31 protein-coding genes are annotated in these 21,900 nt (G+C 72.3%); 29 read left to right on the forward strand and 2 right to left on the reverse strand.

The window, feature by feature from the left end; translation table 11 throughout:
- The first annotated feature begins 43 nt into the window (after positions 1 to 43).
- From GC722_RS19320 to map, 25 genes are all read left to right on the forward strand, one after another.
- Positions 44 to 1,102: an RNase H family protein gene (locus GC722_RS19320; protein ID WP_156610712.1), complete on the forward strand. Its 1,059-nt coding sequence runs from the start codon at positions 44 to 46 to the stop codon at positions 1,100 to 1,102.
- A 282-nt stretch (positions 1,103 to 1,384) separates the two neighbouring features.
- On the forward strand, positions 1,385 to 1,693 hold the full coding sequence (gene rpsJ / locus GC722_RS12570) for a 30S ribosomal protein S10 (protein WP_331714773.1): 309 nt from the start codon (positions 1,385 to 1,387) through the stop codon (positions 1,691 to 1,693).
- Between the two features lie 13 nt (positions 1,694 to 1,706).
- On the forward strand, positions 1,707 to 2,363 hold the full coding sequence (gene rplC / locus GC722_RS12575) for a 50S ribosomal protein L3 (protein ID WP_156610714.1): 657 nt from the start codon (positions 1,707 to 1,709) through the stop codon (positions 2,361 to 2,363).
- Positions 2,360 to 3,049 (forward strand): 50S ribosomal protein L4, encoded by a 690-nt coding sequence (gene rplD, locus GC722_RS12580; protein WP_156610716.1) that lies wholly within the window; start codon positions 2,360 to 2,362, stop codon positions 3,047 to 3,049. The genes rplC and rplD overlap by 4 nt, the downstream gene beginning before the upstream one ends.
- Complete coding sequence (rplW, locus tag GC722_RS12585; RefSeq protein ID WP_331714774.1) at positions 3,046 to 3,357, forward strand: 50S ribosomal protein L23; 312 nt, start codon at positions 3,046 to 3,048, stop codon at positions 3,355 to 3,357. Before rplD ends, rplW begins: the two co-directional genes overlap by 4 nt.
- A 70-nt stretch (positions 3,358 to 3,427) precedes the next feature.
- Positions 3,428 to 4,264: a 50S ribosomal protein L2 gene (rplB, locus tag GC722_RS12590; RefSeq protein ID WP_156610718.1), complete on the forward strand. Its 837-nt coding sequence runs from the start codon at positions 3,428 to 3,430 to the stop codon at positions 4,262 to 4,264.
- A 16-nt stretch (positions 4,265 to 4,280) separates the two neighbouring features.
- The gene (gene rpsS, locus GC722_RS12595; protein ID WP_156610720.1) at positions 4,281 to 4,562 is read left to right on the forward strand and encodes a 30S ribosomal protein S19; all 282 of its coding nucleotides are present in this window, start codon (positions 4,281 to 4,283) and stop codon (positions 4,560 to 4,562) included.
- Positions 4,563 to 4,592: 30 nt separating this feature from the next.
- Complete coding sequence (gene rplV / locus GC722_RS12600; RefSeq protein ID WP_156610722.1) at positions 4,593 to 5,018, forward strand: 50S ribosomal protein L22; 426 nt, start codon at positions 4,593 to 4,595, stop codon at positions 5,016 to 5,018.
- A gap of 2 nt (positions 5,019 to 5,020) precedes the next feature.
- Positions 5,021 to 5,827, forward strand: coding sequence for a 30S ribosomal protein S3 (rpsC, locus tag GC722_RS12605; protein ID WP_156610724.1), 807 nt, complete (start codon positions 5,021 to 5,023; stop codon positions 5,825 to 5,827).
- A 4-nt stretch (positions 5,828 to 5,831) separates the two neighbouring features.
- On the forward strand, positions 5,832 to 6,251 hold the full coding sequence (gene rplP / locus GC722_RS12610) for a 50S ribosomal protein L16 (protein ID WP_156610726.1): 420 nt from the start codon (positions 5,832 to 5,834) through the stop codon (positions 6,249 to 6,251).
- Entirely contained in the window at positions 6,251 to 6,508 is a 258-nt protein-coding gene (gene rpmC, locus GC722_RS12615; protein ID WP_156610729.1) for a 50S ribosomal protein L29, read from the forward strand. The genes rplP and rpmC overlap by 1 nt, the downstream gene beginning before the upstream one ends.
- 2 nt (positions 6,509 to 6,510) lie before the next feature.
- The gene (gene rpsQ, locus GC722_RS12620; protein ID WP_156610730.1) at positions 6,511 to 6,798 is read left to right on the forward strand and encodes a 30S ribosomal protein S17; all 288 of its coding nucleotides are present in this window, start codon (positions 6,511 to 6,513) and stop codon (positions 6,796 to 6,798) included.
- 78 nt (positions 6,799 to 6,876) lie between these two features.
- Positions 6,877 to 7,245, forward strand: coding sequence for a 50S ribosomal protein L14 (gene rplN, locus GC722_RS12625; protein ID WP_156610732.1), 369 nt, complete (start codon positions 6,877 to 6,879; stop codon positions 7,243 to 7,245).
- Positions 7,246 to 7,626: a 50S ribosomal protein L24 gene (gene rplX / locus GC722_RS12630; protein ID WP_156610734.1), complete on the forward strand. Its 381-nt coding sequence runs from the start codon at positions 7,246 to 7,248 to the stop codon at positions 7,624 to 7,626.
- 1 nt (position 7,627) lies between these two features.
- Positions 7,628 to 8,257, forward strand: a complete 630-nt coding sequence (gene rplE / locus GC722_RS12635) for a 50S ribosomal protein L5 (RefSeq protein WP_156610736.1) — start codon at positions 7,628 to 7,630, stop codon at positions 8,255 to 8,257.
- A gap of 7 nt (positions 8,258 to 8,264) precedes the next feature.
- Positions 8,265 to 8,450 carry a type Z 30S ribosomal protein S14 gene (locus tag GC722_RS12640; protein WP_156610738.1) on the forward strand — a complete coding sequence of 62 codons (186 nt, stop codon included), beginning with the start codon at positions 8,265 to 8,267 and terminating at the stop codon, positions 8,448 to 8,450.
- Between the two features lie 142 nt (positions 8,451 to 8,592).
- Positions 8,593 to 9,000 carry a 30S ribosomal protein S8 gene (gene rpsH / locus GC722_RS12645; RefSeq protein WP_156610740.1) on the forward strand — a complete coding sequence of 136 codons (408 nt, stop codon included), beginning with the start codon at positions 8,593 to 8,595 and terminating at the stop codon, positions 8,998 to 9,000.
- Positions 9,001 to 9,041: 41 nt separating this feature from the next.
- Positions 9,042 to 9,584 carry a 50S ribosomal protein L6 gene (gene rplF / locus GC722_RS12650; protein ID WP_156610742.1) on the forward strand — a complete coding sequence of 181 codons (543 nt, stop codon included), beginning with the start codon at positions 9,042 to 9,044 and terminating at the stop codon, positions 9,582 to 9,584.
- Positions 9,585 to 9,586: 2 nt separating this feature from the next.
- Positions 9,587 to 9,970, forward strand: a complete 384-nt coding sequence (gene rplR / locus GC722_RS12655) for a 50S ribosomal protein L18 (RefSeq protein ID WP_156610743.1) — start codon at positions 9,587 to 9,589, stop codon at positions 9,968 to 9,970.
- A gap of 28 nt (positions 9,971 to 9,998) precedes the next feature.
- Complete coding sequence (rpsE, locus tag GC722_RS12660; protein WP_156610745.1) at positions 9,999 to 10,592, forward strand: 30S ribosomal protein S5; 594 nt, start codon at positions 9,999 to 10,001, stop codon at positions 10,590 to 10,592.
- Complete coding sequence (gene rpmD / locus GC722_RS12665; RefSeq protein ID WP_156610747.1) at positions 10,592 to 10,774, forward strand: 50S ribosomal protein L30; 183 nt, start codon at positions 10,592 to 10,594, stop codon at positions 10,772 to 10,774. Before rpsE ends, rpmD begins: the two co-directional genes overlap by 1 nt.
- 1 nt (position 10,775) lies before the next feature.
- Complete coding sequence (rplO, locus tag GC722_RS12670) at positions 10,776 to 11,216, forward strand: 50S ribosomal protein L15 (RefSeq protein WP_156610748.1); 441 nt, start codon at positions 10,776 to 10,778, stop codon at positions 11,214 to 11,216.
- A 198-nt stretch (positions 11,217 to 11,414) separates the two neighbouring features.
- A complete protein-coding gene (secY, locus tag GC722_RS12675; protein WP_331714775.1) occupies positions 11,415 to 12,722 on the forward strand; it encodes a preprotein translocase subunit SecY in 1,308 nt (435 codons plus the stop codon).
- 13 nt (positions 12,723 to 12,735) lie between these two features.
- On the forward strand, positions 12,736 to 13,302 hold the full coding sequence (locus GC722_RS12680) for an adenylate kinase (protein ID WP_331714790.1): 567 nt from the start codon (positions 12,736 to 12,738) through the stop codon (positions 13,300 to 13,302).
- A 1-nt stretch (position 13,303) separates the two neighbouring features.
- Positions 13,304 to 14,137: a type I methionyl aminopeptidase gene (map, locus tag GC722_RS12685; protein WP_331714776.1), complete on the forward strand. Its 834-nt coding sequence runs from the start codon at positions 13,304 to 13,306 to the stop codon at positions 14,135 to 14,137.
- A 3-nt stretch (positions 14,138 to 14,140) separates the two neighbouring features.
- Here map and GC722_RS12690 read toward each other — a convergent pair whose 3' ends face one another.
- Positions 14,141 to 15,406, reverse strand: coding sequence for a CDP-glycerol glycerophosphotransferase family protein (locus tag GC722_RS12690; RefSeq protein ID WP_197430134.1), 1,266 nt, complete (start codon positions 15,404 to 15,406; stop codon positions 14,141 to 14,143).
- 134 nt (positions 15,407 to 15,540) lie between these two features.
- Between GC722_RS12690 and GC722_RS12695 the strand changes: the two genes are divergently transcribed.
- From GC722_RS12695 to GC722_RS12710, 4 genes are all read left to right on the forward strand, one after another.
- Positions 15,541 to 17,391: a glycosyltransferase gene (locus GC722_RS12695; protein ID WP_156610752.1), complete on the forward strand. Its 1,851-nt coding sequence runs from the start codon at positions 15,541 to 15,543 to the stop codon at positions 17,389 to 17,391.
- Positions 17,392 to 17,503: 112 nt separating this feature from the next.
- Positions 17,504 to 18,526 carry a UDP-glucose 4-epimerase GalE gene (galE, locus tag GC722_RS12700; RefSeq protein ID WP_156610754.1) on the forward strand — a complete coding sequence of 341 codons (1,023 nt, stop codon included), beginning with the start codon at positions 17,504 to 17,506 and terminating at the stop codon, positions 18,524 to 18,526.
- A gap of 8 nt (positions 18,527 to 18,534) precedes the next feature.
- Positions 18,535 to 20,646: a penicillin acylase family protein gene (locus GC722_RS12705; protein WP_197430135.1), complete on the forward strand. Its 2,112-nt coding sequence runs from the start codon at positions 18,535 to 18,537 to the stop codon at positions 20,644 to 20,646.
- Between the two features lie 13 nt (positions 20,647 to 20,659).
- Positions 20,660 to 21,253, forward strand: a complete 594-nt coding sequence (locus tag GC722_RS12710) for a GNAT family N-acetyltransferase (protein WP_156610755.1) — start codon at positions 20,660 to 20,662, stop codon at positions 21,251 to 21,253.
- A gap of 33 nt (positions 21,254 to 21,286) precedes the next feature.
- Here the strand turns inward: GC722_RS12710 and GC722_RS12715 are convergent, their stop codons facing one another.
- A complete protein-coding gene (locus tag GC722_RS12715; RefSeq protein ID WP_197430136.1) occupies positions 21,287 to 21,823 on the reverse strand; it encodes a cysteine hydrolase family protein in 537 nt (178 codons plus the stop codon).
- Positions 21,824 to 21,900: the final 77 nt, after the last annotated feature.

A 21,900-nucleotide genomic window follows, 5' to 3' on the forward strand; every position in this document is an offset into this window, starting at 1 on the left:
GCGGTAGGGTCCTGCGCGCAGCCGCCGAACCCGAGGAGACCCGATGAGCCGCGACGCCCGCAGCCGGGGCGCCACCCTGGTCGCCGCCGCCGACGGCTCCGCCCTGGGCAACCCCGGCCCGGCCGGCTGGGCCTGGTACGTCGACGACGACACCTGGGCCGCCGGCGGCTGGCCGCACGGCACCAACAACATGGGTGAGCTGATGGCCGTGCTGGACCTGCTGCGGGCCACCGAGCCGCTGGGCGTCCCGCTGCGGGTGCTGTGCGACAGCACCTACGTCATCAAGGCCGTCACCGAGTGGATGCCGGGCTGGAAGCGGCGCGGCTGGCGTCGCGCCGACGGCAAGCCGGTGCTCAACCAGGACCTGCTGCGCGAGCTGGACGCCGCCCTGCAGGGGCGCACCGTCGAGCTGGAGTGGGTCAAGGGCCACGCCGGGCACGCCATGAACGAGGCCGCGGACGCCCGGGCGCGGGCCGCCGCCACCGCCTACCAGCGCGGCACCGAGCCCGACACCGGCCCCGGGCTGGCGCACTGGCGCCCGCCCGTGGTGGCCACCGTCGACGACGGCGAGCCCGAGGACGTCGCACCCGTGGACCAGGCGACGGGGGACGCGGCGGCGGGGGACGGGGCGACGGTGGACGGGCCGGCGGTGGACGGGTCGGCGGGGGACGGGCCGGCGGTGGACGGGTCGGCGGGGGACGGGCTGCCGTCCGACGCGGAGGAGGGTGTCGAGGACGCCCTCTTCGCCGTCACCGAGCCCACGGACGAGGAGGTGGTGGTCGCCCTCGAGCGCGAGCTCCTCGACCCCCGCGTCAGGGCCGACCCCGAGCGGCTGGAGCAGCTGCTGCACCCGCACTGGCGCGAGATCGGCGCCTCGGGCCGGCTGTGGACGCGGGCGGAGATGATCGAGCACCTGGGGGCCCAGACCGGGACGGGCCGGACCTCGCTGGAGGTGCTCGAGGTGGCCCGCGTGGACGCAGCGACGATCCTGCTGCTGTGGCGCAGCAGCGGCCCGGCGGCCCCCGCGCTGCGCAGCTCGCTGTGGGTGCTGACCCCCTCCGGCTGGCGGCAGCGCCACCACCAGGGCACCCCGGAGGCGTGACCCCCGGGGGATTTGGTTTCGAGGGCGATCTCTGACAGTATTGCCGGGTTGCTCCGACGTGGTCGCCGGGGTGTGCTGTGCCCTCAGGGTACCGGCCACCGCACCGAGAGACCCGATCGAGGCCGGGCGCGTTGCGCCGGGTGCCTCAGCTCAGGCAGGGAAGACTCCGCCTCGCTGTGTGCCCGAAGTGCGCGACACGCCCGACCGCGTGGGTCGGGGACGGGACGAACGGTCGCCCGCCGTGGGCGGCCGGCACTGCAGGACGGATAGTTAGGACGAACTGTGGCGGGACAAAAGATCCGCATCAGGCTGAAGGCCTATGACCACGAGGTCATCGACACCTCGGCGCGCACGATCGTCGACACGGTCACCCGCACCGGGGCCCGCGTGGCCGGCCCGGTGCCGCTCCCCACGGAGAAGAACGTGTACTGCGTCATTCGTTCGCCCCACAAGTACAAGGACAGCCGCGAGCACTTCGAGATGCGCACGCACAAGCGGCTGATCGACATCATCGACCCCACCCCGAAGACCGTCGACTCGCTCATGCGTCTCGACCTGCCCGCGGGTGTCGACATCGAGATCAAGCTCTGAGGACTGACGAACAATGAGCAACCGCAAGCTGAAGGGGCTGCTGGGCACCAAGCTCGGCATGACCCAACTCTGGGACGAGAACAACCGCGTGGTCCCGGTGACCGTGATCCAGGCCGGCCCCTGCGTCGTGACCCAGGTCCGCACCCCCGAGAAGGACGGCTACTCCGCCGTGCAGCTCGGCTTCGGGGCCGTCAAGGCCAAGAAGGTCACCAAGCCCGCCGCCGGGCACTTCGCCCAGGCCGGTGTCACCCCGCGCAAGCACCTGGTCGAGCTGCGCACGAACGACGCCGCTGAGTACACCCTGGGCCAGGAGCTCGGCGCCGACGTCTTCGCCGCCGCGGACGTGGTCGACGTGACCGGCGTGAGCCGGGGCAAGGGCACCGCCGGTGTCATGAAGCGCCACGGCTTCCACGGTCTGCGCGCCAGCCACGGTGTGCACCGCAAGCACCGCTCGCCCGGCTCCATCGGTGGCTGCGCCACCCCCGGCCGTGTCTTCAAGGGCATGCGGATGGCCGGCCGGATGGGCCTGGAGAAGGTCACCGTGCAGAACCTCTCCGTCCACGCTGTCGACGCCGAGCGCGGCCTGATCCTGGTCAAGGGCGCCGTGCCCGGGGCCAAGGGCGGGCTGGTCGTGCTGCGCAGCGCCGCCAAGAAGGGAGACGCCGCATGAGCACCGTCGACGTCATCGACGCCAGCGGCAACAAGTCCGGCACCACCGAGCTGCCGGGCGAGCTGTTCGACGTCCAGGTCAACGTCCCGCTGATCCACCAGGTCGTGGTGGCCCAGCTGGCCGCCGCCCGCCAGGGCACCCACTCCACCAAGACCCGCGGCGAGGTCCGCGGCGGTGGGGCCAAGCCGTGGCGCCAGAAGGGCACCGGCCGCGCCCGCCAGGGCTCGCGCCGCGCCCCGCAGTGGACCGGTGGTGGCATCGTCCACGGGCCGGTGCCGCACGGGTACGCCCAGCGCACCCCCAAGAAGATGATCGCCGCCGCGCTGCGCGGTGCGCTCAGCGACCGGGCCCGTGAGGGCCGCGTGCACGTGGTCAGCGAGCTGGTGACGGGGGAGACCCCCAGCACCAAGCAGGCGCTGGCCGCGGTGACCGCCGCCGCCGGTGCGGTCAGCACCCTGGTGGTGCTGCACCGCGACGAGGACGCCGCCTGGCTGAGCCTGCGCAACGTCCCGCACGTGCACACGCTGGCCGTCGACCAGCTGAACGCCTACGACGTGCTGTGCGCCGAGGCGGTGGTCTTCACCGCCGCCGCCCTGGAGAGCTTCGTGGACGGCCCCTCGGCCGGCCGCGGCGCCAAGGCCGTCGCCCGTGAGGGCGAGCTCGAGGCCGGAGAGGACGAGAAGTGACCGAGAGCCTGAAGATCCGCGACCACCGCGACGTGCTGCTGGCACCCGTGGTGAGCGAGAAGAGCTACGCGCTGCTGGACCAGAACAAGTACACGTTCCTGGTCGACCCGCGCGCCAACAAGACCGAGATCAAGATCGCGGTCGAGAAGGTGTGGGGCGTCAAGGTCACCAGCGTGAACACGATGAACCGGCGCGGCAAGACCCGTCGCACCCGGTTCGGGACCGGCAAGCGCGCCGACACCAAGCGGGCGATCGTCACGGTCGCCGAGGGCCAGCGCATCGACATCTTCGGCGGATCGGCCGCCTGAGCGGACCGGCTGCCGGCACCGGGTCTGGACCCGGTGCGCGACACCACAGAAGACAAGGACGAAAAGACCTATGGGTATCCGTAAGCACAAGCCGACAACGCCGGGCCGTCGTGGCTCGTCGGTTGCCGACTTCGTCGAGCTGACCCGGTCGACGCCGGAGAAGTCCCTGTTGCGCCCCAGCACCAAGACCGGGGGCCGCAACAACACCGGCCGCATCACGACCCGACACATCGGCGGTGGCCACAAGCAGGCCTACCGGGTGATCGACTTCAAGCGCTACGACAAGGACGGCGTGCCGGCCAAGGTCGCGCACATCGAGTACGACCCCAACCGCACCGCGCGGATCGCGCTGCTGCACTACGCCGACGGCGAGAAGCGCTACATCGTGGCGCCGCTGCAGGTCGCGCAGGGCACCGTGGTCGTCTCCGGCGAGGGCGCCGACATCAAGCCCGGCAACAACCTGCCGCTGCGCAACATCCCGGTCGGCACCACGGTGCACGCCGTGGAGCTGCGCCCGGGCGGCGGGGCCAAGATGGGCCGCTCGGCCGGGGCGTCGATCCAGCTGGTGGCCCGCGAGGGCCGTCACGCCACGCTGCGGATGCCCTCGGGCGAGATGCGCATGGTCGACGTCCGCTGCCGCGCCACCATCGGCGCCGTCGGCAACGCCGAGCAGTCGAACATCAACTGGGGCAAGGCCGGCCGCAACCGCTGGAAGGGCAAGCGCCCGACGGTCCGCGGCGTGGCCATGAACCCGATCGACCACCCGCACGGTGGTGGTGAGGGCAAGACCTCCGGTGGTCGTCACCCGGTGAGCCCGTGGGGCAAGCCCGAGGGGCGCACCCGCGACGTCAACAAGGCGAGCAGCCGCCTCATCGTCCGTCGCCGCAAGTCCGGCAAGAAGCGCTGATCAGGAGTTCTGGAAGATGCCACGCAGCTTGAAGAAGGGTCCCTTCGTGGACGACCACCTCGCCAAGAAGGTCGAGGTGCAGAACGACAAGGGCACCAAGAACGTCATCAAGACCTGGTCGCGCCGCTCGATGATCGTGCCGGACATGATCGGCCACACCATCGCCGTGCACGACGGCCGCAAGCACGTCCCGGTCTTCGTCAGCGAGGCCATGGTGGGTCACAAGCTCGGGGAGTTCGCGCCCACGCGGACCTTCAGGGGCCACGTGAAGGACGACCGGAAGGCCCGCCGGCGCTGACGCGCGGCGAGCCGACAGATAAGGAAGAGAATGAGCACCTCGGAGAAGCAGCGCCCCTCGCGGCGCGCGGCCCTGCTCGGTGACCGTCCTGGTTCGTACGCGATCGCCCGCCACGTCCGGATGTCGCCGACCAAGGTCCGCCGCGTCGTGGACATGGTCCGTGGCCTGGACGTGAACGAGGCCCTGACCGTGCTGCGGTTCGCGCCGCAGGCGGCCAGCGAGCCCGTCTACAAGGTGGTGGCCAGCGCCGCCGCCAACGCGGAGAGCACCGCGGACCTGCGCGCCGACGACCTCTACGTCAGCCAGGCGTTCGTGGACGAGGGCGTCACCATGCGCCGCATCCGCCCCCGCGCCAAGGGCTCCGCCTCGCGGATCCTCAAGCGCGGCAGCCACATCACCGTCGTCGTCGAACCGCGTTCGCAGTCGAACACCGAGCCCCGCAGCAAGGAGGCCTGAGCATGGGCCAGAAGGTCAACCCCAACGGCTTCCGGCTGGGCATCACGACCGACCACACCACCCGCTGGTACGCCGACAAGCAGTACGCCGGCCAGGTCGGGGAGGACGCGAAGATCCGCGACTACCTGACCAAGACGCTCGAGCGCGCCGGCATCTCCTCGGTCGAGGTGGAGCGCCGCTCGGAGCGGGTCACGATCTTCCTCTACGCCGCGCGTCCGGGCATCGTCATCGGCCGCAACGGCGCCGAGGCGGAGCGGGTCCGCAACCACCTGGAGAAGCTGACCGGCAAGCAGGTCCAGCTCAACATCCTCGAGGTGAAGAGCCCCGAGACCGACGCCCAGCTGGTCGCCCAGGGCGTGGCCGAGCAGCTCACCTCCCGGGTGGCGTTCCGCCGCGCCATGCGCAAGGCGCTGCAGACCACCATGCGCTCCGGCGTGAAGGGGATCCGGGTCCGCTGCTCGGGTCGTCTGGGTGGCGCCGAGATGAGCCGGTCGGAGTCCTACCACGACGGCCAGGTGCCGCTGCACACGCTGCGCGCCGACATCGACTACGGCTTCTTCGAGGCCCGCACGACCTTCGGCCGGATCGGTGTGAAGGTCTGGATCTACAAGGGCGACGTCTCGGGCACCCGCGCCGAGCGCGCCGCCCAGAAGGCCGCCCGCCAGAAGGCGCCGGGCCGTCCGCGCACCCAGCGTGCCGGCGACCGCCGCCCCGCCCGCGGCGACCGTCCCGAGCGCGGCGGACGTCGTCGCGCCGAGGCAGCCGAGGGTACCCAGGCTGCCCCCGCCACCGAGAACGCAGGAGCGTGAGCAGATGCTGATCCCACGCAGGGTCAAGTTCCGCAAGCAGCACCACCCCAAGCGGAGCGGTGCGGCCAAGGGCGGGACGACGCTGGCCTTCGGTGACTTCGGCATCCAGGCCCTCGAGGGCGCCTACGTCACCAACCGCCAGATCGAGTCGGCGCGTATCGCGATGACCCGTCACATCAAGCGAGGCGGGAAGGTGTGGATCAACATCTACCCCGACCGTCCGCTGACCAAGAAGCCCGCCGAGACCCGGATGGGTTCGGGCAAGGGCTCCCCCGAGTGGTGGGTGGCCAACGTCAAGCCGGGCCGGGTGCTCTTCGAGCTCTCCGGCGTCGAGGAGAGCGTGGCCCGCGAGGCCATGCGACTGGCTATCCACAAGTTGCCGATGAAGGCCCGCTTCATCCGGCGTGAGGCAGGTGAGAACTGATGGCGAACGCCCTGAACGCCACCGAGCTGCGCGGTCTGAGCCGTGAGGCGCTGGACAAGCAGGTGCGCGAGCTGAAGGAGGAGCTGTTCACGCTCCGCTTCCAGGCCGCCACCGGCCAGCTGGAGTCGCACGGCCGGCTGCGCGAGGTCCGCAAGGACATCGCCCGGATCTACACCGTGATCCAGGAGCGCAACCTCGGCATCGTCAGCGACCCCGAGGTCGATGCTGCCGTCGAGACCGAGACCGAGAAGGCCTGAGCATGAGCGAGACCACCGAGAACACCCAGACCGCCACCGCGCGCAGCGCGCGCAAGGTGCGTGAGGGCATCGTCGTCAGCGACAAGATGGACAAGACCATCACCGTGCTGGTCGAGGACCGCGTCAAGCACAAGCTGTACGGCAAGGTCCTGCGGACCTCCGAGCGGCTGAAGGCCCACGACGAGGAGAACACCGCCGGCGTGGGCGACCGCGTGCAGGTGATGGAGACCCGTCCGCTGTCGGCGACCAAGCGCTGGCGGCTGACGAAGATCATCGAGCGGGCCAAGTAAGCCACCACCAGACCCATCCGTTCCACCAGGCCCGGTCCGGGGTGACCGGGAACCGGTGAGACAACCAGGAGACAGACAATGATCCAGCAGGAGGCGCGGCTCAAGGTCGCCGACAACACGGGTGCGAAGGAGATCCTCTGCATCCGCGTGCTCGGTGGCTCCGGCCGCCGCTACGCCGGCATCGGTGACACCATCGTTGCCACCGTCAAGGACGCCATCCCCGGCGGCAACGTCAAGAAGGGCGACGTCGTCAAGGCGGTCGTCGTGCGCACCGTCAAGGAGCGCCGGCGTCCGGACGGCTCGTACATCAAGTTCGACGAGAACGCCGCGGTGATCCTCCGCGCCGACGGGGAGCCCCGGGGCACCCGCATCTTCGGTCCGGTGGGGCGCGAGCTGCGGGAGAAGAAGTTCATGCGCATCGTGTCGCTCGCACCGGAGGTGATCTGAATGGCACAGCACAAGCTCCACGTCCGCAAGGGCGACCGGGTCAAGGTCGTGGCCGGCAAGGACAAGGGCACCGTCGGCGAGATCATCGCCGTCGACCCGGCCAACCAGCGGGTGACCGTCGAGGGCGTCAACGTGGTGAAGCGTCACCGCCGTGAGACCCAGACCCAGGCCGGGCGCCGCACCGAGGGCGGGATCATCGCCTCCGAGGCCCCGATCCACGCCTCGAACGTGCAGCTCGTGGTCAAGGACGACGAGGGCAACGAGGTCGTGACCCGGGTGGGCCACCGCCGCGACGAGGTCACCAAGCGTCGTCCCGACGGCACCGAGTACCAGGGCTTCCGCTCCGTGCGGATCGCCCGCAAGACCGGCAAGGAGATCTGAGATGTCGACCACGACGACGGACTCGAGCGTCCAGGCGCTCCCGCGTCTGCAGCAGCGGTACCGCGAGGTGATCGTGCCCGCGCTGCAGGAGGAGTTCTCCTACGCCAACCCGATGCAGATCCCCGGCCTGGTCAAGGTCGTGGTGAACATGGGTGTCGGCGACGCCGCCCGGGACTCCAAGGTGATCGACGGCGCCATCCGGGACCTCACCACCATCACCGGCCAGAAGCCGCAGGTGACCAAGGCCCGCAAGTCCATCGCGCAGTTCAAGCTGCGCGAGGGGCAGGCGATCGGCTGCCACGTCACCCTGCGCAACCGCCGGATGTGGGAGTTCGCCGACCGGCTGCTGTCGCTGGCGCTGCCGCGCATCCGCGACTTCCGCGGTCTGAACGCCCACCAGTTCGACGGTCAGGGGAACTACACCTTCGGCCTGAACGAGCAGGTGATGTTCCACGAGATCGACCAGGACCGCATCGACCGGGTCCGCGGCATGGACATCACCTTCGTGACCAGTGCCACCAACGACGCGGAGGGCCGGGCGCTGCTCAAGCACCTCGGCTTCCCGTTCAACGACAACCCGAAGCCGGCCAAGGTCCGCGCCAAGGGTCCGGCCTACGCACGGAAGAAGTGAGCAGGAGATGGCCAAGACAGCTCTGAAGGTCAAGCAGTCCCGGAAGCAGAAGTTCGCCGTCCGGGCCTACACCCGGTGCCAGCGCTGCGGCCGGCCCCGCGCCGTGTTCCGCAAGTTCAACCTGTGCCGGATCTGCGTGCGCCAGCTCGCCCACGCCGGTCAGCTGCCCGGTATCACCAAGTCCTCCTGGTGAGTGCGCCGACGTCCGCCCCGTCCTCACCGGCCACCCGGCCGGCTGAGGGGGAGCGGCGTCCGGGTGCCCACCGCCTCCACTTCTTCACCGCACCGCTGAAGGTCCCCGAGGGAAACCACGGCGAGAAAGAAGCTCATCAGCCATGACCATGACCGACCCGATCGCAGACATGCTGACCCGTCTGCGCAACGCCAACCAGGCGTACCACGAGACCACCTCGATGCCGCACAGCAAGATCAAGGTGGGGATCGCCCAGATCCTGGCCGAGGAGGGCTACATCTCCTCCTTCGAGGTCACCGAGCCGGCCGAGGGCGAGGTGGGCAAGACCCTCACCCTGACGCTGAAGTACGGCCAGAACCGGGAGCGCTCGCTCGCTGGTGTGCGCCGCATCTCCAAGCCCGGTCTGCGCGTCTACGCCAAGTCCACCGGCCTGCCGAAGGTCCTGGGTGGTCTGGGCATCGCGATCATCTCGACCTCGCAGGGTCTGCTGACCGATCGCGCGGCCAAGTCCAAGAGCGTCGGCGGCGAAGTGCTCGCCTACGTCTGGTGATCGCACCGGACTGTCGAGCAGAGTTCTGAAGGAGAACGCACATGTCCCGCATCGGTAAGCTCCCGATCCCCGTCCCCAGCGGCGTCGAGGTCACCCTCGACGGCCAGGTGGTGCAGGTCAAGGGCCCCAAGGGCACGCTGTCGCACACGGTGGCCGCCCCCATCACCGTCAGCCGCGCCGAGTCCGGCGAGATCGAGGTCAGCCGGCCCGACGACGAGCGCGAGAGCCGCTCGCTGCACGGCCTGACCCGGACCCTGGTCGCCAACATGGTCACCGGCGTGACCGACGGCTACGAGAAGAAGCTCGAGATCGTCGGCGTCGGCTACCGCGTGATCAGCAAGGGCCCGAACCAGCTGGAGTTCAACCTCGGCTTCAGCCACCCGGTCACGGTCGACGCCCCCGAGGGCATCACCTTCACCGTGGAGGCGCCGACGCGGTTCACCGTGGTCGGCATCGACAAGCAGGCCGTCGGCGAGACGGCCGCACGTATTCGTAAGATCCGCAAGCCCGAGCCGTACAAGGGCAAGGGCGTGCGGTACGCGGGCGAGCAGGTCCGCCGCAAGGTCGGAAAGGCTGGTAAGTGACGATGGGCATCTCCCTGTCCGCCCCCCGGGGCACCGCGCCCAAGCGCGCCTCGCGCCTGCGGCGCCAGGTCCGTGGCCGCAAGAAGGTCTTCGGTGCGGCCGACCGTCCCCGGATGGTCGTCTCCCGCTCCTCGAAGCACCTCTTCGTCCAGGTCATCGACGACGTCCGGGGTCACACCCTGGCCTCGGCCTCGACCATGGAGCCCGAGCTGCGCAGCGCCGAGGGCGACAAGTCGGCCAAGGCCCGCCAGGTCGGTGCGCTGGTCGCCGAGCGCGCCAAGGCCGCCGGCGTCAGCCAGGTCGTCTTCGACCGGGCCGGCAACAAGTACCACGGCCGGGTCGCCGCGCTGGCCGACGGGGCCCGCGAGGCCGGCCTCGGTCTCTGACCACGACAGACATACGGAAGGTAGAGCGATGAGTGGAACACAGCGCCGCGGGAGCGGTGGCGGTGAGCGTCGCGGCCGTGACGACCGTCGTGGCCAGGCGCAGGACAAGAACCAGTACCTCGAGCGCGTGGTGGACATCAACCGCGTCGCCAAGGTCGTGAAGGGTGGCCGCCGGTTCAGCTTCACCGCGCTGGTCGTCGTCGGTGACGGCGAGGGCATGGTGGGCGTGGGCTACGGCAAGGCCAAGGAGGTCCCCGCCGCGATCGCCAAGGGCGTGGAGGAGGCGAAGAAGAACTTCTTCCGCGTCCCCCGCATCCAGGGCACCATCCCGCACCCCGTGCAGGGCGAGAAGGCGGCCGGCGTGGTCATGCTGCGCCCGGCCTCCCCGGGTACCGGTGTGATCGCCGGTGGCGCCTGCCGCGCGGTGCTGGAGTGCGCCGGCGTGCACGACGTGCTCGCCAAGTCGCTCGGCTCGTCGAACTCCATCAACGTGGTGCACGCGACCGTGGCGGCCCTGAAGACGCTGGAGCAGCCCGAGGCCGTGGCCGCGCGCCGTGGCAAGCGGGTCGAGGACGTGGCCCCGGCCGCGCTGCTGCGGGCCCGTCAGGAGGTGGCGTCCTGATGTCCACCCTGAAGGTCACCCAGACCCGGTCCGAGATCGGGTGCAAGCAGAACCAGCGGCAGACCCTGCGCAGCCTCGGGCTGAAGCGCATCGGCGACTCGGTCGAGCAGCAGGACCGTCCCGAGATCCGCGGGATGATCAGCACGGTGAGCCACCTGGTCACCGTCGAGGAGGTCAACTGACATGGCACTGAAGGTGCACCACCTGCGCCCCGCCCCGGGCGCCAAGACCGCCAAGACCCGCGTCGGCCGCGGTGAGGGCTCCAAGGGCAAGACCGCCGGCCGCGGCACCAAGGGCACCGGCGCGCGCAAGGGCGTCGGCGAGAACTTCGAGGGTGGGCAGATGCCGCTGCACATGCGCACCCCCAAGCTGCGCGGGTTCAAGAACCCGTTCCGCACCGAGTACCAGGTGGTCAACCTGGACCGGATCCAGACGCTGTTCCCCGAGGGCGGGCAGGTCGGCGTGGCCGACCTGGTCGCCAAGGGAGCGGTCCGTGACGGACAGCTCGTCAAGGTGCTCGGCACCGGCGAGATCTCGGTCGCCGTCCAGGTGAGCGCGCACGCGTTCTCCGCCTCGGCCCGGGACAAGATCGCCGCCGCGGGCGGCAGCACCAGCCAGGCCTGACGCCGAGGCGTCCAGCCAGGAACTGCACGGCACGAGCGGGGGCGTGCTCCACCAGGAGCCGTCCCCGCTTCGTGCACCTGCGGACCCGAGCCGGCGCCGCCGGCTCACGGTGCCCCGGTGCGGGCCCACCTTGATAGGGTTCGACGGTTGCCGGAGGGCGACCGATGGCCAACCACCAGCGAGAGAGAGGGCAGGCGCGTGCTTTCCGCCTTCGTCAACGCGTTCAGGACCGCCGACCTGCGCAAGAAGATCTTCTTCACCCTGATGATCATCGCGGTCTTCCGGCTGGGCTCGGTCGTCCCGGTGCCCAACGTCAACATCCAGCAGGTCGACACCTGCCGGCGGCTGGCCGAGACGGGTGAGCAGGCGGGGCTGTACTCCCTCATCAACCTGTTCTCCGGCGGCGCGCTGCTGCAGCTGGCCATCTTCGCGCTGGGGATCATGCCCTACATCACCGCGAGCATCATCCTGCAGCTGCTGACGGTGGTGATCCCGCGGCTGGAGGCCCTCAAGAAGGAGGGACAGAGCGGCACGGCGAAGATCACCCAGTACACGCGCTACCTGACGCTGGTGCTGGCGGTGCTGAACTCGACCGCCTTCGTCACCCTGGCCGTCAACGACCAGCTCTTCCAGGGCTGCCCCGGCATCGTCTACAGCAAGGACGTCTTCCCGGTCGTCGTGATGGTGCTGACGATGACCGCCGGCACCGCGCTGGTGATGTGGCTGGGCGAGCTGATCACCGAGCGCGGCGTCGGCAACGGCATGTCGGTGATGATCTTCACCCAGATCGCGGCCACCTTCCCGACCGCGCTGTGGTCGATCAAGACCGCCCGCCCCGGCGCCAGCGGCTGGATCGTGCTGCTGATGGTGCTCGCCGTCGGTCTGGTCGTGATGGCCGCGGTCATCTTCATGGAGCAGGGCCAGCGCCGCATCCCGGTGCAGTACGCCAAGAAGATGGTCGGCGGGCGGATGCTCGGCGGGACCACCACCTACATCCCGCTCAAGGTGAACCAGGCCGGCGTCATCCCGGTGATCTTCGCCTCCTCGATGATGTACATCCCGGTGCTGTACTCCCAGTTCCGTCCCGAGAGCGAGTTCTCCGGCTGGGTGCAGCAGTACTTCGTCACCGGCGGGCACCCGATCTACATGGTCACCCAGTTCCTGCTGATCGTGTTCTTCGCCTACTTCTACGTGGCGATCACGTTCAACCCCCAGGACGTCGCCGAGAACATGGCCAAGTACGGCGGGTTCATCCCCGGCATCCGCGCCGGCCGGCCGACCGAGCGCTACCTGTCCTTCGTGCTGAGCCGGCTCACGCTGCCGGGCTCGATCTACCTGGGGCTGATCGCGCTGATCCCGTCGCTGGCGTTCATCCTGCTCAACGCCAACCAGAACTTCCCCTTCGGCGGCACCTCGCTGCTCATCATCGTCGGCGTCGGCCTCGACACCGTGAAGCAGATCGAGAGCCAGCTGCAGCAACGCAACTACGAGGGATTCCTGAGATGAGAGGGTCGTGCCAGTGAGGATGCTGATCATGGGTCCGCCCGGGGCCGGCAAGGGCACCCAGGCCCGCGCCATCGCCGACCGGTACGCCATCCCGGCGATCTCCACCGGCGACATCTTCCGGGCCAACGTCAGCCAGGGCACCCCGCTCGGCCTCGAGGTCAAGCGGATCATGGCCGAGGGCGGCTACGTCGGCGACGACGTCACCAACGCCATCGTGGCCGACCGGCTGGCCGAGCCCGACGCCCGCGAGGGCTTCCTGCTCGACGGCTACCCCCGCACCCTCGCCCAGGTGGAGGCCCTCGACGCGCTGCTGGCCGAGCAGCAGGCCGCCCTCGACGCGGTCGTGGTGCTCACCGCCGACACCGACGAGCTGGTGGCCAGGCTGCTGCGCCGGGCCGAGACCGACGGCCGTGAGGACGACACCGAGGACGCCATCCGGGTGCGGCAGGCCAAGTACACCGAGGAGACCGCGCCGCTGCTGGACGTCTACCGCCAGCGCGGGCTGCTGGTCGAGGTGGACGGCATCGGCACCGTGGACGAGGTCGGGCAGCGGATCCTCGCCGGGCTCGACGCCCGCTGACGTGTTCGGCCGGGAGCGGATCGAGCTGAAGACCCCGGCGCAGCTGGAGCGGATGCGCGCCGCCGGGCTGGTCGTCGACGCCGCCCTCCGAGCGGTGACCGAGGCCGTCCGACCCGGTGTCACCACCGCCGAGCTGGACGCGGTGGCCGCGGAGGTCATCGCCCGGCACGGCGCCACCTCGAACTTCCTGCACTACCTGGCCGACGAGCAGGGCCACGGCGGCTTCACCGGCGTCGTCTGCCTCAGCGTGGGAGCCGAGGTCGTCCACGGGGTGCCGGGGGAGCGGGTCCTCGCCGAGGGCGACCTGCTGTCGGTCGACTGCGGGGCGGTCGTCGACGGCTGGCACGCCGACGCCGCCCGGACCGTGTTCGTGGGCGAGCCGGACCCCGAGCTGGTGGCGCTGTCGGAGGCCACCCGCCGCGCCATGTGGGCCGGGATCGCCGCGGTGCGGCTGGGCGGGCGCATCGGCGACGTGTCCGCCGCCGTCGAGGCCAGCGTGGCCGCCGAGGACCGCCGCTACGGGATCGTGGCCGACTACACCGGGCACGGCATCGGCTCGGCCATGCACATGGCCCCCGACGTGCCCAACACCGGGCGGGCCGGCCGGGGTCCGCGGATCCGCCCCGGGATGGTGCTGTGCATCGAGCCGATGCTCACCCTGGGCGACCCCGACACCGTCGAGCTGGCCGACGGCTGGACCGTCGTCACCCGCGACGGCTCGCCGGCGGCCCACTGGGAGAGCATGGTGACCGCCACCGAGGACGGCATCCGGGTGCTGACCGAGCCCGACGAGGGTCTGTCGGTGCTGGGCGCCGCCGCCGCGGCGGCGCGCTGAGGCTCAGGCCTCCGCGGTGTCGGCGGCCTCCATCGAGGAGGCGTGCTTGACGTGGCGCGTCAGCTTCTGGCGGCGGTCGCCGACCAGCTCGGCCACCGCGGCCCGGAAGCGGGCGGTGGAGGAGCCGGGGGCGGCGTCGCCGAAGTAGAAGGCGCGCATCTGCTGGCGCTCCGCCGCGTGGCTGTCCTCGTCGATGGCGCTGCGCAGCAGCGACGCCAGGTCGGGCAGCGTGGTCTCGTCGACCACCGCGCAGCTGCGCGAGACCGGGGCGTTCTCCGCCAGCTGCTCGGGGTCGCTGCGACGGTCGGTGAGCACCAGCGGGCGGTCGGGGTGGAGGTAGAGGAAGTCCAGGCCGACGCTGGAGACGTCGGTCACCAGGGCGTCCACCCGGGCGAACATGGCCAGGATGTCGCCCTCCACCGACACCACGTGGGTCGGGTCGGACTGCAGCAGCTCGACGATCTGCTGGTGGGCCGCCGCCACGGCGGGCACCGGGCTCTCGGCCACCCGCGGGTGCGGCTTGTAGACCACCCGGGTGCCCGGCCGGCGCAGCAGCTCGGTGACGACGGCGACGCCGTAGCGGTCGAGGGAGGTGTAGTTGTTGCCCTCGTTCTCGCCCTCCCAGGTGGGGGCGTACATGACGGTGTGCAGGTCCGAGGCGGGCAGCGAGGGCGCGGGCACCTCGTCCAGCTGGGGACGTCCCACCTCGACCAGCTTCGACTCGTCGAAGTCGATCAGCGCCTTGCGGTGCCGCTCCAGGGCGGCCCGGCCGGCGATGAACACCCGGTCGTAGGCCTTGGCCTGGTTGGAGACCATCGAGATCTTGTCGCTCTCGCCGTGGTTGACGTGGACGTGCACCATCCGCGGGTGGCTCAGCGACTGGAAGTTGGTCACCCCGTTGTTGACGTAGATGCCCAGCGCGTACTCGTTGGCGTCGTAGAGGGCCATCAGGTCGGCGAACCGTCGCACGAACAGCCGGGGGAGCGTGGTGTGGCCGCGGACGGCGCGCAGCGCGTCGAGCTTGCGGAACACCAGCAGCACCCGGTGCTGGGCGTGCAGCCCCTCCAGCACGGGCAGCCACTGGGTCAGCTGGTAGATCTTGCTGGCGCCGTCGCCGAAGTAGACGACCACGTCGGCGGGGACCTCGACCCCCTCGATCTCGTGCCCGGCCGCCGGCCCGCGCGCACCGCCCCGGATCCACAGGCTGGTCCGGCGCCAGGCGCTGGACCGCACCGCCTTCCGCAGCGTGGTCCGCATCAGCTCCGCCATCCGTTCCCCACTTCCGTCCCGGCCCGTCCTGCTGCTGCGGTCGCGCAGCCACCAAGGCCAGAAGTGTACGGTGAGCGCGACCGACCAGCGCGGCGCCGGACCGGCGCGGCCGCCTTCGACTGAGGAGCTCCGCGGTGGCCCACCCGTTGCCCCCCGGGCGCTACGCCATGCTGACCTGGGCGATCCCCGACGACTTCGGCGGGGTGACGAGCGTGCTGCTGCAGCGCAGCCGGCTGCTCGCCGGGTGCGGTGCGTCCGTCGAGGTCCTCACCCTCGCGGGCGGGCGCAGCCACGCCGAGGTGCGGGCCCGGCTGCAGCGCGAGGGCCACCTCGGTCCCGGGGTCGTGCTCCGCAACCTGTGGGAGGACCTCGCCGGCAGGCGGGACACCGACCTCGGGCGGCGTCGCTGGCACCGCCCGCCACCGCCGCCGGAGGGCTTCGAACCGCTGACCGCCGCCACCACCGACCGGGTCGAGGAGCAGGACGGCCGGGTGGTGCGCCGGGTGCGCACCACCGCCGACGGCTCGGCCACCGCCCAGACCGACCACCTGCGTCCCGACGGCTCGCTGCTGGTCTCCGACCGCCGCGACGCCGACCTCCCCACCGGTCGCCGGCTGGTCACCGTGTGCGACCGGCGCGGCCGTCCGCTGCAGTCGTGGCCGTCGGCCAGGGCCTTCTACTTCTGGTGGCTGGACCTCGTGCTCGGCGGGGGGCCGGCCCACCTGATCAGCGACTCCAAGTTCGTCGGCAGCTTCCTGCACGAGTACCGGCGCCCGGACGTGGTGGTGGCGCAGGTCGTCCACAGCAGCCACCTGTCCGACCAGGCGGACGGCACGCTGGGCGAGCTCAGCGAGGGCAAGGCGGCCCTGCTCCGCTCCGCGCAGGACTTCGACGCGCTGGTGCTGCTGACCGCCACGCAGGCCCGCGAGCTGGAGGACGTGCTCGGGCCGGCGAGGAACCGCTACGTCGTCCCCAACGCGCGTGCGATCCCGGAGGTCGACGTCTCCGCCCCGCGGGACCCCGCCAGGGGCGTCCTGGTCGGCCGCCTCACGAACCAGAAGCGGATCGACCACGCGGTCCGGGCGGTGGCCCGGGTCGGGCCGGTCGGGGCCCGCGAGCCCCGGCCCGTGGTGCTGCGCGTGCTGGGTGAGGGCGAGGACCGGGAGCAGCTGCAGGGGCTGGTCGAGGAGCTGGGGCTCGGTGACCGCGTGGTGCTGGCCGGGCACAGCCGGCAGGTGGTCCGGGAGCTGGCGGAGGCGTCCTTCTCGGTGCTCAGCAGCCGCGAGGAGGGCATGCCGCTGGCCCTGGTGGAGAGCATGGCGGCGGGCTGCGTCCCGGTCGCCTACGACGTCCGCTACGGCCCCGCCGACATCATCCGCGACGGCGTGGACGGCTTCCTGGTCCCGGCCGGCGACGTCGACGCCCTCGCCGCCGCCATCGGACGGGTGGTCACCATGCCGGAGGCCGAGCGGGCCGCGATGCGCTCGGCGGCGAGGGAGCGGGCCCACGAGTTCTCCGAGGAGGCGATGGTGCGGCGCTGGGCCGAGACCCTGCGCGCCGCCCGGGCCGCCAAGGTGCCTCCCCGGCCGCTGGAGGTCGGGGCCGGACCGGTCGAGGCCCACAGCACCGCCACCGGGGCGGTGCTGTCGCTGACGGTGTCCACCACCGCCGACGACGTCGTGGACCCCGCCGCCTTCCTGGTGCTGCGGGGCCGCGGCAGCCTGGCCTACCTGCGCCGACCGCTGCGGCTGCGGCCCGCCGGCGCCCGGGCCTGGCACGTCGAGGGGTCGGTGGAGGCCGCGGAGGTCGGCTGGGTGACGCGCGGCACCCTGGACGTGAACCTCGAGCTGCGCGACGCCCGCGGCGCCGGCACCGTCCGGCTGGCCGCCCCGGGGGCGGATCCCGTCCTGCTCGGCCCCGGCCCGGTGCGCCTCGTCGTCACCCGGCACGGCAACCTCAGCCTGCGGGGGTTCGCCGGCGGCTGAGCCGGTCCGGCCGGACTCCGCCGGGCGCCCGCCGCGGGTCGCCGTGCCCGGTGCGCCCGCGCCACGGGCTCGTGGCAGGATCACCAGTTGACCGCCCGACCAAGGAGACGAGATGAAGGTCCTGCTCACCGGTGGCGCCGGCTACATCGGCTCGCACACCGCGGTGGTGCTGCTGGAGGCCGGCCACGAGGTCGTGGTGCTGGACGACCTCAGCAACTCCAGCGAGGAGAGCCTGCGCCGGGTCCACGAGATCACCGGCCGCCCGCTGCTCTTCGTCGCCGGCGACATCGCCGACCAGGCGCTGGTCGAGCGGACGCTGCGCGAGCAGGGCGTCGAGGCCGTGATCCACTTCGCCGGCAAGAAGGCGGTGGGGGAGTCGGTGCGCCAGCCGCTGGACTACTACTCGGTGAACGTGGGCGGCACCCTGGCCCTGCTGCGGGCGATGGACGCCGCGGAGGTGCGCACCATCGTCTTCTCCTCCTCGGCCACGGTCTACGGCGAGAACGCGGTCGCGCCCTACCTGGAGAAGATGCCGCGGGACGCCTTCAACCCCTACGGGCGGACGAAGGAGCAGATCGAGGACATCCTGGCCGACGTGGGTGCCGCCGACGACCGGTGGCGGATCGGGCTGCTGCGCTACTTCAACCCGGTCGGCGCCCACCCGTCGGGGCGGATCGGGGAGGACCCGCAGGGGGTGCCCAACAACCTGGTGCCCTTCATCGCCCAGGTCGCGGTCGGCCAGCGCGAGAAGCTCGTCGTCTTCGGAGACGACTACGACACCCCCGACGGCACCTGCGTGCGCGACTACCTGCACGTGATGGACCTCGCCGACGGCCACGTCGCCGCCATGGACTTCGTCGCCGGCCACCCCGGCGTGCACGTGTGGAACCTGGGCACGGGCCGCGGGCACTCCGTGCTGGAGGTGCTGGCCTCCTTCGAGCGGGCGGTGGGCCGGCCCATCCCCTACGAGATCGGGCCCCGGCGCGACGGCGACATCGCCGCCTTCTGGGCCGACGCCTCGCAGGCGCTGACCGACCTCGGCTGGGTGGCCACCAAGAGCCTGGACGAGATGACGGCCGACCACTGGCGCTGGCAGGAGCAGAACCCGTACGGCTACGCCGGCGCCCCGCGCTGAGGCGCGCGGTGGCGGACCGGCCGGACCAGCACCTCCCGCGGGGCCGCGGCGGCGAGCTCCGCCGCGACCGCTGGGGCATCCCGCACCTGCGCGCCGACGACCTGCTGTCCCTGGCGCACCTGCAGGGCCGGGTCACCGCCCGCGACCGGGCCTGGCAGGTCGAGCGAGGACGCTGGCGGGCGGAGGGGCGCACCGCCGAGCACCTGGGCGCCGCCGGGCTGGGCTGGGACGTGTTCGCCCGGCAGGTCCGGCTGGAGGAGACCGCCCGGACGGCCTTCGCCCGGCTCGACGAGGAGACCCGGGCCTGGGTGGGCGCCTACGTCGACGGGGTGAACGCCGAGCTGCCGGCGGCCGCCGCCAGCTCCGCGGAGCTGGCCTCGCTCGGGCTGGGCGGGGACGACGTGCGGCCCTGGCAGCCGTGGACCCCGCTGGGGGTCTTCTGGTCCCAGCAGGTGCTGTTCGGCACCTTCCCGCTCAAGCTGTTCCGGGCCCGGGTGGCCGAGCGCCTCGGCCCCGCGGCGGTCGGGCTGTTCTCGTCCGAGGGAGCGACCGGCGGCAGCAACGCCGTCGGCCTCGCCGGTGGGCTGACCGCGAGCGGGCTGCCGCTCGTGCTCGGCGACCCGCACCGCACCGTCGAGCTGCCGGGGGTGTACAGCCAGGTGCGGCTGTCCTGCCCCGGGGTCGACGTCGCCGGGTTCTGCTTCCCCGGTGTGCCGGGGGTGCAGCACTTCGGGCACGCCGGCTCGGTGGCCTGGGCCATCACCAACGCCATGGCCGACTACCAGGACCTCTACCGCGAGCAGCTGCGCCGCGACGGCTCCCGGCTGCAGGTGCGCGATCCGGACGGCTGGGCCGACCTGGAGGTGCGCACCGAGACCGTCGCCGTCCGCGGCACGCACCCCGTCGCGGTGCCGGTGGCCGTGACCGCCCGCGGCCCCCTGGTCACCGGGCTCGACCCGGCGCACCCGCCGGGGACCGACCCCGCCCCGGCGCACTCGCTGCGGGTGCCCTGCCAGGTGTCGGGCGACCTCGGCTTCGGCGCCCTGCTGCCGCTGCTGCGCAGCCGTGACGTCGAGGACGTCACCGCGGCCCTGGCGGCCTGGGTGGAGCCGGTGAACAGCGTGGTCGTCGCCGACCGCAGCGGCCGGCTGCGCCACCTGCTGGCCGGCCGCGTGCCCCGGCGCGACCCGCGGCTGCAGCAGCTGCCCGGCACCGGCGCCGAGCCGGCCGACGGGTGGTGGCCCGGCTGGGCGGAGCGGGCCGTCACCGACGTCGCCGACCTCGTGGTCAGCGCCAACGACCGCGCCAGCGGCGGCGGCCTGGGGGACGACTACGCCGCCCCCCACCGGGCCGAGCGGCTGCGCCGGCTGGTCGCCGACCGGGCCGCGGCGGGTCAGCCGGTCGGTCCCGCCGAGGCGGCGCAGCTCTGCCTGGACACCCGCACCGGCCCGCTCGACGTGGCCCGGCCGCTGCTGGCCGCCGCCCGGGTCGAGGGTGCGGCCGAGACGCTGCGCCGGCGGCTGCTCGCCTGGGACGGGCACTGCGGGCCGGAGTCGCTCGAGGCCGGCGCGTGGGCCGACTGGCGCCACGAGCTGGTCCGCTGGCTGGTGGCCCACCCCGCCCTGGCCCCGCTGCGCCAGCCCCACCCGTACCCGGCGCTGCTCGCACCCTGGCTCGACCTGACCGCCCGGGTCGGGGTGGCGTGGGAGCGGCTGCTGCTGCGCGGCGGCGAGCTGGGCATCGACGCGGCCGAGGGCGTCCGCGCCGCGCTCGTCGCCGCCGCGGCGCGGGAACCCGCACCGTGGGGGGAGCGGCACCGGCTGGCGCCGCTGCACGCCCTGGGCTGGAGCGACGGCACCGACGTCCCGGTCGCCGGCGACAACGGCAGCGTGCTCGCGGCGGCCAGCTCGCCCGGGGTGGACGACCGCGTGGTCAAGGGGCCGGTGGCCCGTTACGTGTGGGACCTCTCCGACCGCGGGCGCAGCGGGTGGGTCGTCCCCTTCGGCGCGGCGGGGGACCCCGCCGACCCCCACCACCTCGACCAGCTGCCGATGTGGCAGCAGGGGAGCCTGGCGGATCTGTCCAGTGACTGGAATGATCTGGAGGTCGAACCCGTCTGACCGAGGAGCAGCGATGCGCGTCCCCGCCTGGACCACCTCCGACCCGGAGCTGGGCCGGGTCAGCGTGGCCCCGCTGCAGACCGGGCCCGACGGCTCAGAGCTCGCCCTGGTGCACTCCTGGGTGGGCTCGGAGCGGGCGCGCTACTGGGAGATGGCCGGCGCCTCGCCGCAGGAGCTGGCCGAGCGGTACCGCGAGCTGGAGCGGCGGGGGACCCACCACGCCTGGCTGGTGCGGATCGGGGACCAGCCGGTGGGGCTGCTGCACACCTTCTCGCCCCAGGACCACCCGGTGGGCCGGTGCTACCCGGTGCAGCCCGGCGACCTCGGCATCCAGCTGCTGCTGGCCCCGGCCGACCCGCCGCGGCCCGGGTTCACCGGCCGGCTGGCGGGCGTGGTGACCCCGTGGATCTTCGCCGACCCGGCCGTGCGACGGCTGGTGGTGGAGCCCGACGCCCGCGACCAGCGGGCGCTGGCCCGGCTGACCCGCACCGGGTTCACCCTGGGGCCGGTGGTGCAGCTGCCGGGCAAGCAGGCCGTGCTGGCCTTCCTGGACCGGGAGCGCTTCGAGGACCGTCAGCCCGTGGCCTCCACCCCCTCGACCGCCTGACGCGACGCCGCGCCCCGGAGTCCCCGGCGGTCCTCAGCCGGTGAAGCGCACCTGGTCCGAGCGCACCAGCTCGGCCCGGTACTGCTCCTCCAGCCACTTCAGGGCGCGGATGTGGGCCTCGTCGTCGGAGGAGGCCACGGCGTCCTCGGCCACCACCACCCGCAGGTCGTGACCGTAGGCCGAGGCTCCGGTGACGGCGACGCAGGCCTCGGTGGTGACGCCGCACAGCACCACCGCGTCCACCCCCGCGCCCCGCAGCCGGTCGGCCAGGTCGGTTCCCAGGAAGGCGTCGTCGCGGGTCTTCTCCACCAGCTGCGCCCCCGGCAGCTCCAGGCCCGGCACCGGACCCCAGCCCTCGCTGCCCCGCAGCGCCATCCCCTGGCCGTCGTCGCGCATGTTGAGCGCCCAGGTGGAGCCGTCGGGCAGGTGGGTGGTGCGCACCTCGAACACGGGCGCCCCCTCCTCGCGGGCCCGCGCCGCCAGCGCGTTCACCCGCTGCACCACCGAGTCCAGCTCGGGCACCCCCAGGCACAGGTCCTGCTGCAGGTCGATGACCACCAGGGCTCGCAACGCGTCCTCCTCGCTCCTCGTCGTGTGTGTCGTGCCCATCCTGCCCGGGCAGCACCGGATCCCGGTCGAGCCGGTCG

It is taken from the genome of Auraticoccus cholistanensis, from assembly GCF_009742705.1.
Classification (GTDB): Bacteria; Actinomycetota; Actinomycetes; order Propionibacteriales; family Propionibacteriaceae; genus Auraticoccus; species Auraticoccus cholistanensis.

What these genes read in the sequence shown, in the direction of transcription:
- GC722_RS12710 (WP_156610755.1), top strand. Translation starts at nt 20,660, where the DNA reads ATGCGCGTCCCCGCCTGGACCACCTCCGACCCGGAGCTGGGCCGGGTC.
- rplP (WP_156610726.1), top strand. Translation starts at nt 5,832, where the DNA reads ATGCTGATCCCACGCAGGGTCAAGTTCCGCAAGCAGCACCACCCCAAG.
- GC722_RS12640 (WP_156610738.1), top strand. Translation starts at nt 8,265, where the DNA reads ATGGCCAAGACAGCTCTGAAGGTCAAGCAGTCCCGGAAGCAGAAGTTC.
- rplO (WP_156610748.1), top strand. Translation starts at nt 10,776, where the DNA reads ATGGCACTGAAGGTGCACCACCTGCGCCCCGCCCCGGGCGCCAAGACC.
- rplX (WP_156610734.1), top strand. Translation starts at nt 7,246, where the DNA reads ATGGCACAGCACAAGCTCCACGTCCGCAAGGGCGACCGGGTCAAGGTC.
- galE (WP_156610754.1), top strand. Translation starts at nt 17,504, where the DNA reads ATGAAGGTCCTGCTCACCGGTGGCGCCGGCTACATCGGCTCGCACACC.
- rplC (WP_156610714.1), top strand. Translation starts at nt 1,707, where the DNA reads ATGAGCAACCGCAAGCTGAAGGGGCTGCTGGGCACCAAGCTCGGCATG.
- GC722_RS19320 (WP_156610712.1), top strand. Translation starts at nt 44, where the DNA reads ATGAGCCGCGACGCCCGCAGCCGGGGCGCCACCCTGGTCGCCGCCGCC.
- rplF (WP_156610742.1), top strand. Translation starts at nt 9,042, where the DNA reads ATGTCCCGCATCGGTAAGCTCCCGATCCCCGTCCCCAGCGGCGTCGAG.
- rplB (WP_156610718.1), top strand. Translation starts at nt 3,428, where the DNA reads ATGGGTATCCGTAAGCACAAGCCGACAACGCCGGGCCGTCGTGGCTCG.
- rpsC (WP_156610724.1), top strand. Translation starts at nt 5,021, where the DNA reads ATGGGCCAGAAGGTCAACCCCAACGGCTTCCGGCTGGGCATCACGACC.
- rplV (WP_156610722.1), top strand. Translation starts at nt 4,593, where the DNA reads ATGAGCACCTCGGAGAAGCAGCGCCCCTCGCGGCGCGCGGCCCTGCTC.
- rplN (WP_156610732.1), top strand. Translation starts at nt 6,877, where the DNA reads ATGATCCAGCAGGAGGCGCGGCTCAAGGTCGCCGACAACACGGGTGCG.
- GC722_RS12690 (WP_197430134.1), bottom strand. Translation starts at nt 15,406, where the DNA reads ATGGCGGAGCTGATGCGGACCACGCTGCGGAAGGCGGTGCGGTCCAGC.
- rpmD (WP_156610747.1), top strand. Translation starts at nt 10,592, where the DNA reads ATGTCCACCCTGAAGGTCACCCAGACCCGGTCCGAGATCGGGTGCAAG.
- rplD (WP_156610716.1), top strand. Translation starts at nt 2,360, where the DNA reads ATGAGCACCGTCGACGTCATCGACGCCAGCGGCAACAAGTCCGGCACC.
- rpsE (WP_156610745.1), top strand. Translation starts at nt 9,999, where the DNA reads ATGAGTGGAACACAGCGCCGCGGGAGCGGTGGCGGTGAGCGTCGCGGC.
- rpsS (WP_156610720.1), top strand. Translation starts at nt 4,281, where the DNA reads ATGCCACGCAGCTTGAAGAAGGGTCCCTTCGTGGACGACCACCTCGCC.
- rplR (WP_156610743.1), top strand. Translation starts at nt 9,587, where the DNA reads ATGGGCATCTCCCTGTCCGCCCCCCGGGGCACCGCGCCCAAGCGCGCC.
- rpsQ (WP_156610730.1), top strand. Translation starts at nt 6,511, where the DNA reads ATGAGCGAGACCACCGAGAACACCCAGACCGCCACCGCGCGCAGCGCG.
- rpmC (WP_156610729.1), top strand. Translation starts at nt 6,251, where the DNA reads ATGGCGAACGCCCTGAACGCCACCGAGCTGCGCGGTCTGAGCCGTGAG.
- rplE (WP_156610736.1), top strand. Translation starts at nt 7,628, where the DNA reads ATGTCGACCACGACGACGGACTCGAGCGTCCAGGCGCTCCCGCGTCTG.
- rpsH (WP_156610740.1), top strand. Translation starts at nt 8,593, where the DNA reads ATGACCATGACCGACCCGATCGCAGACATGCTGACCCGTCTGCGCAAC.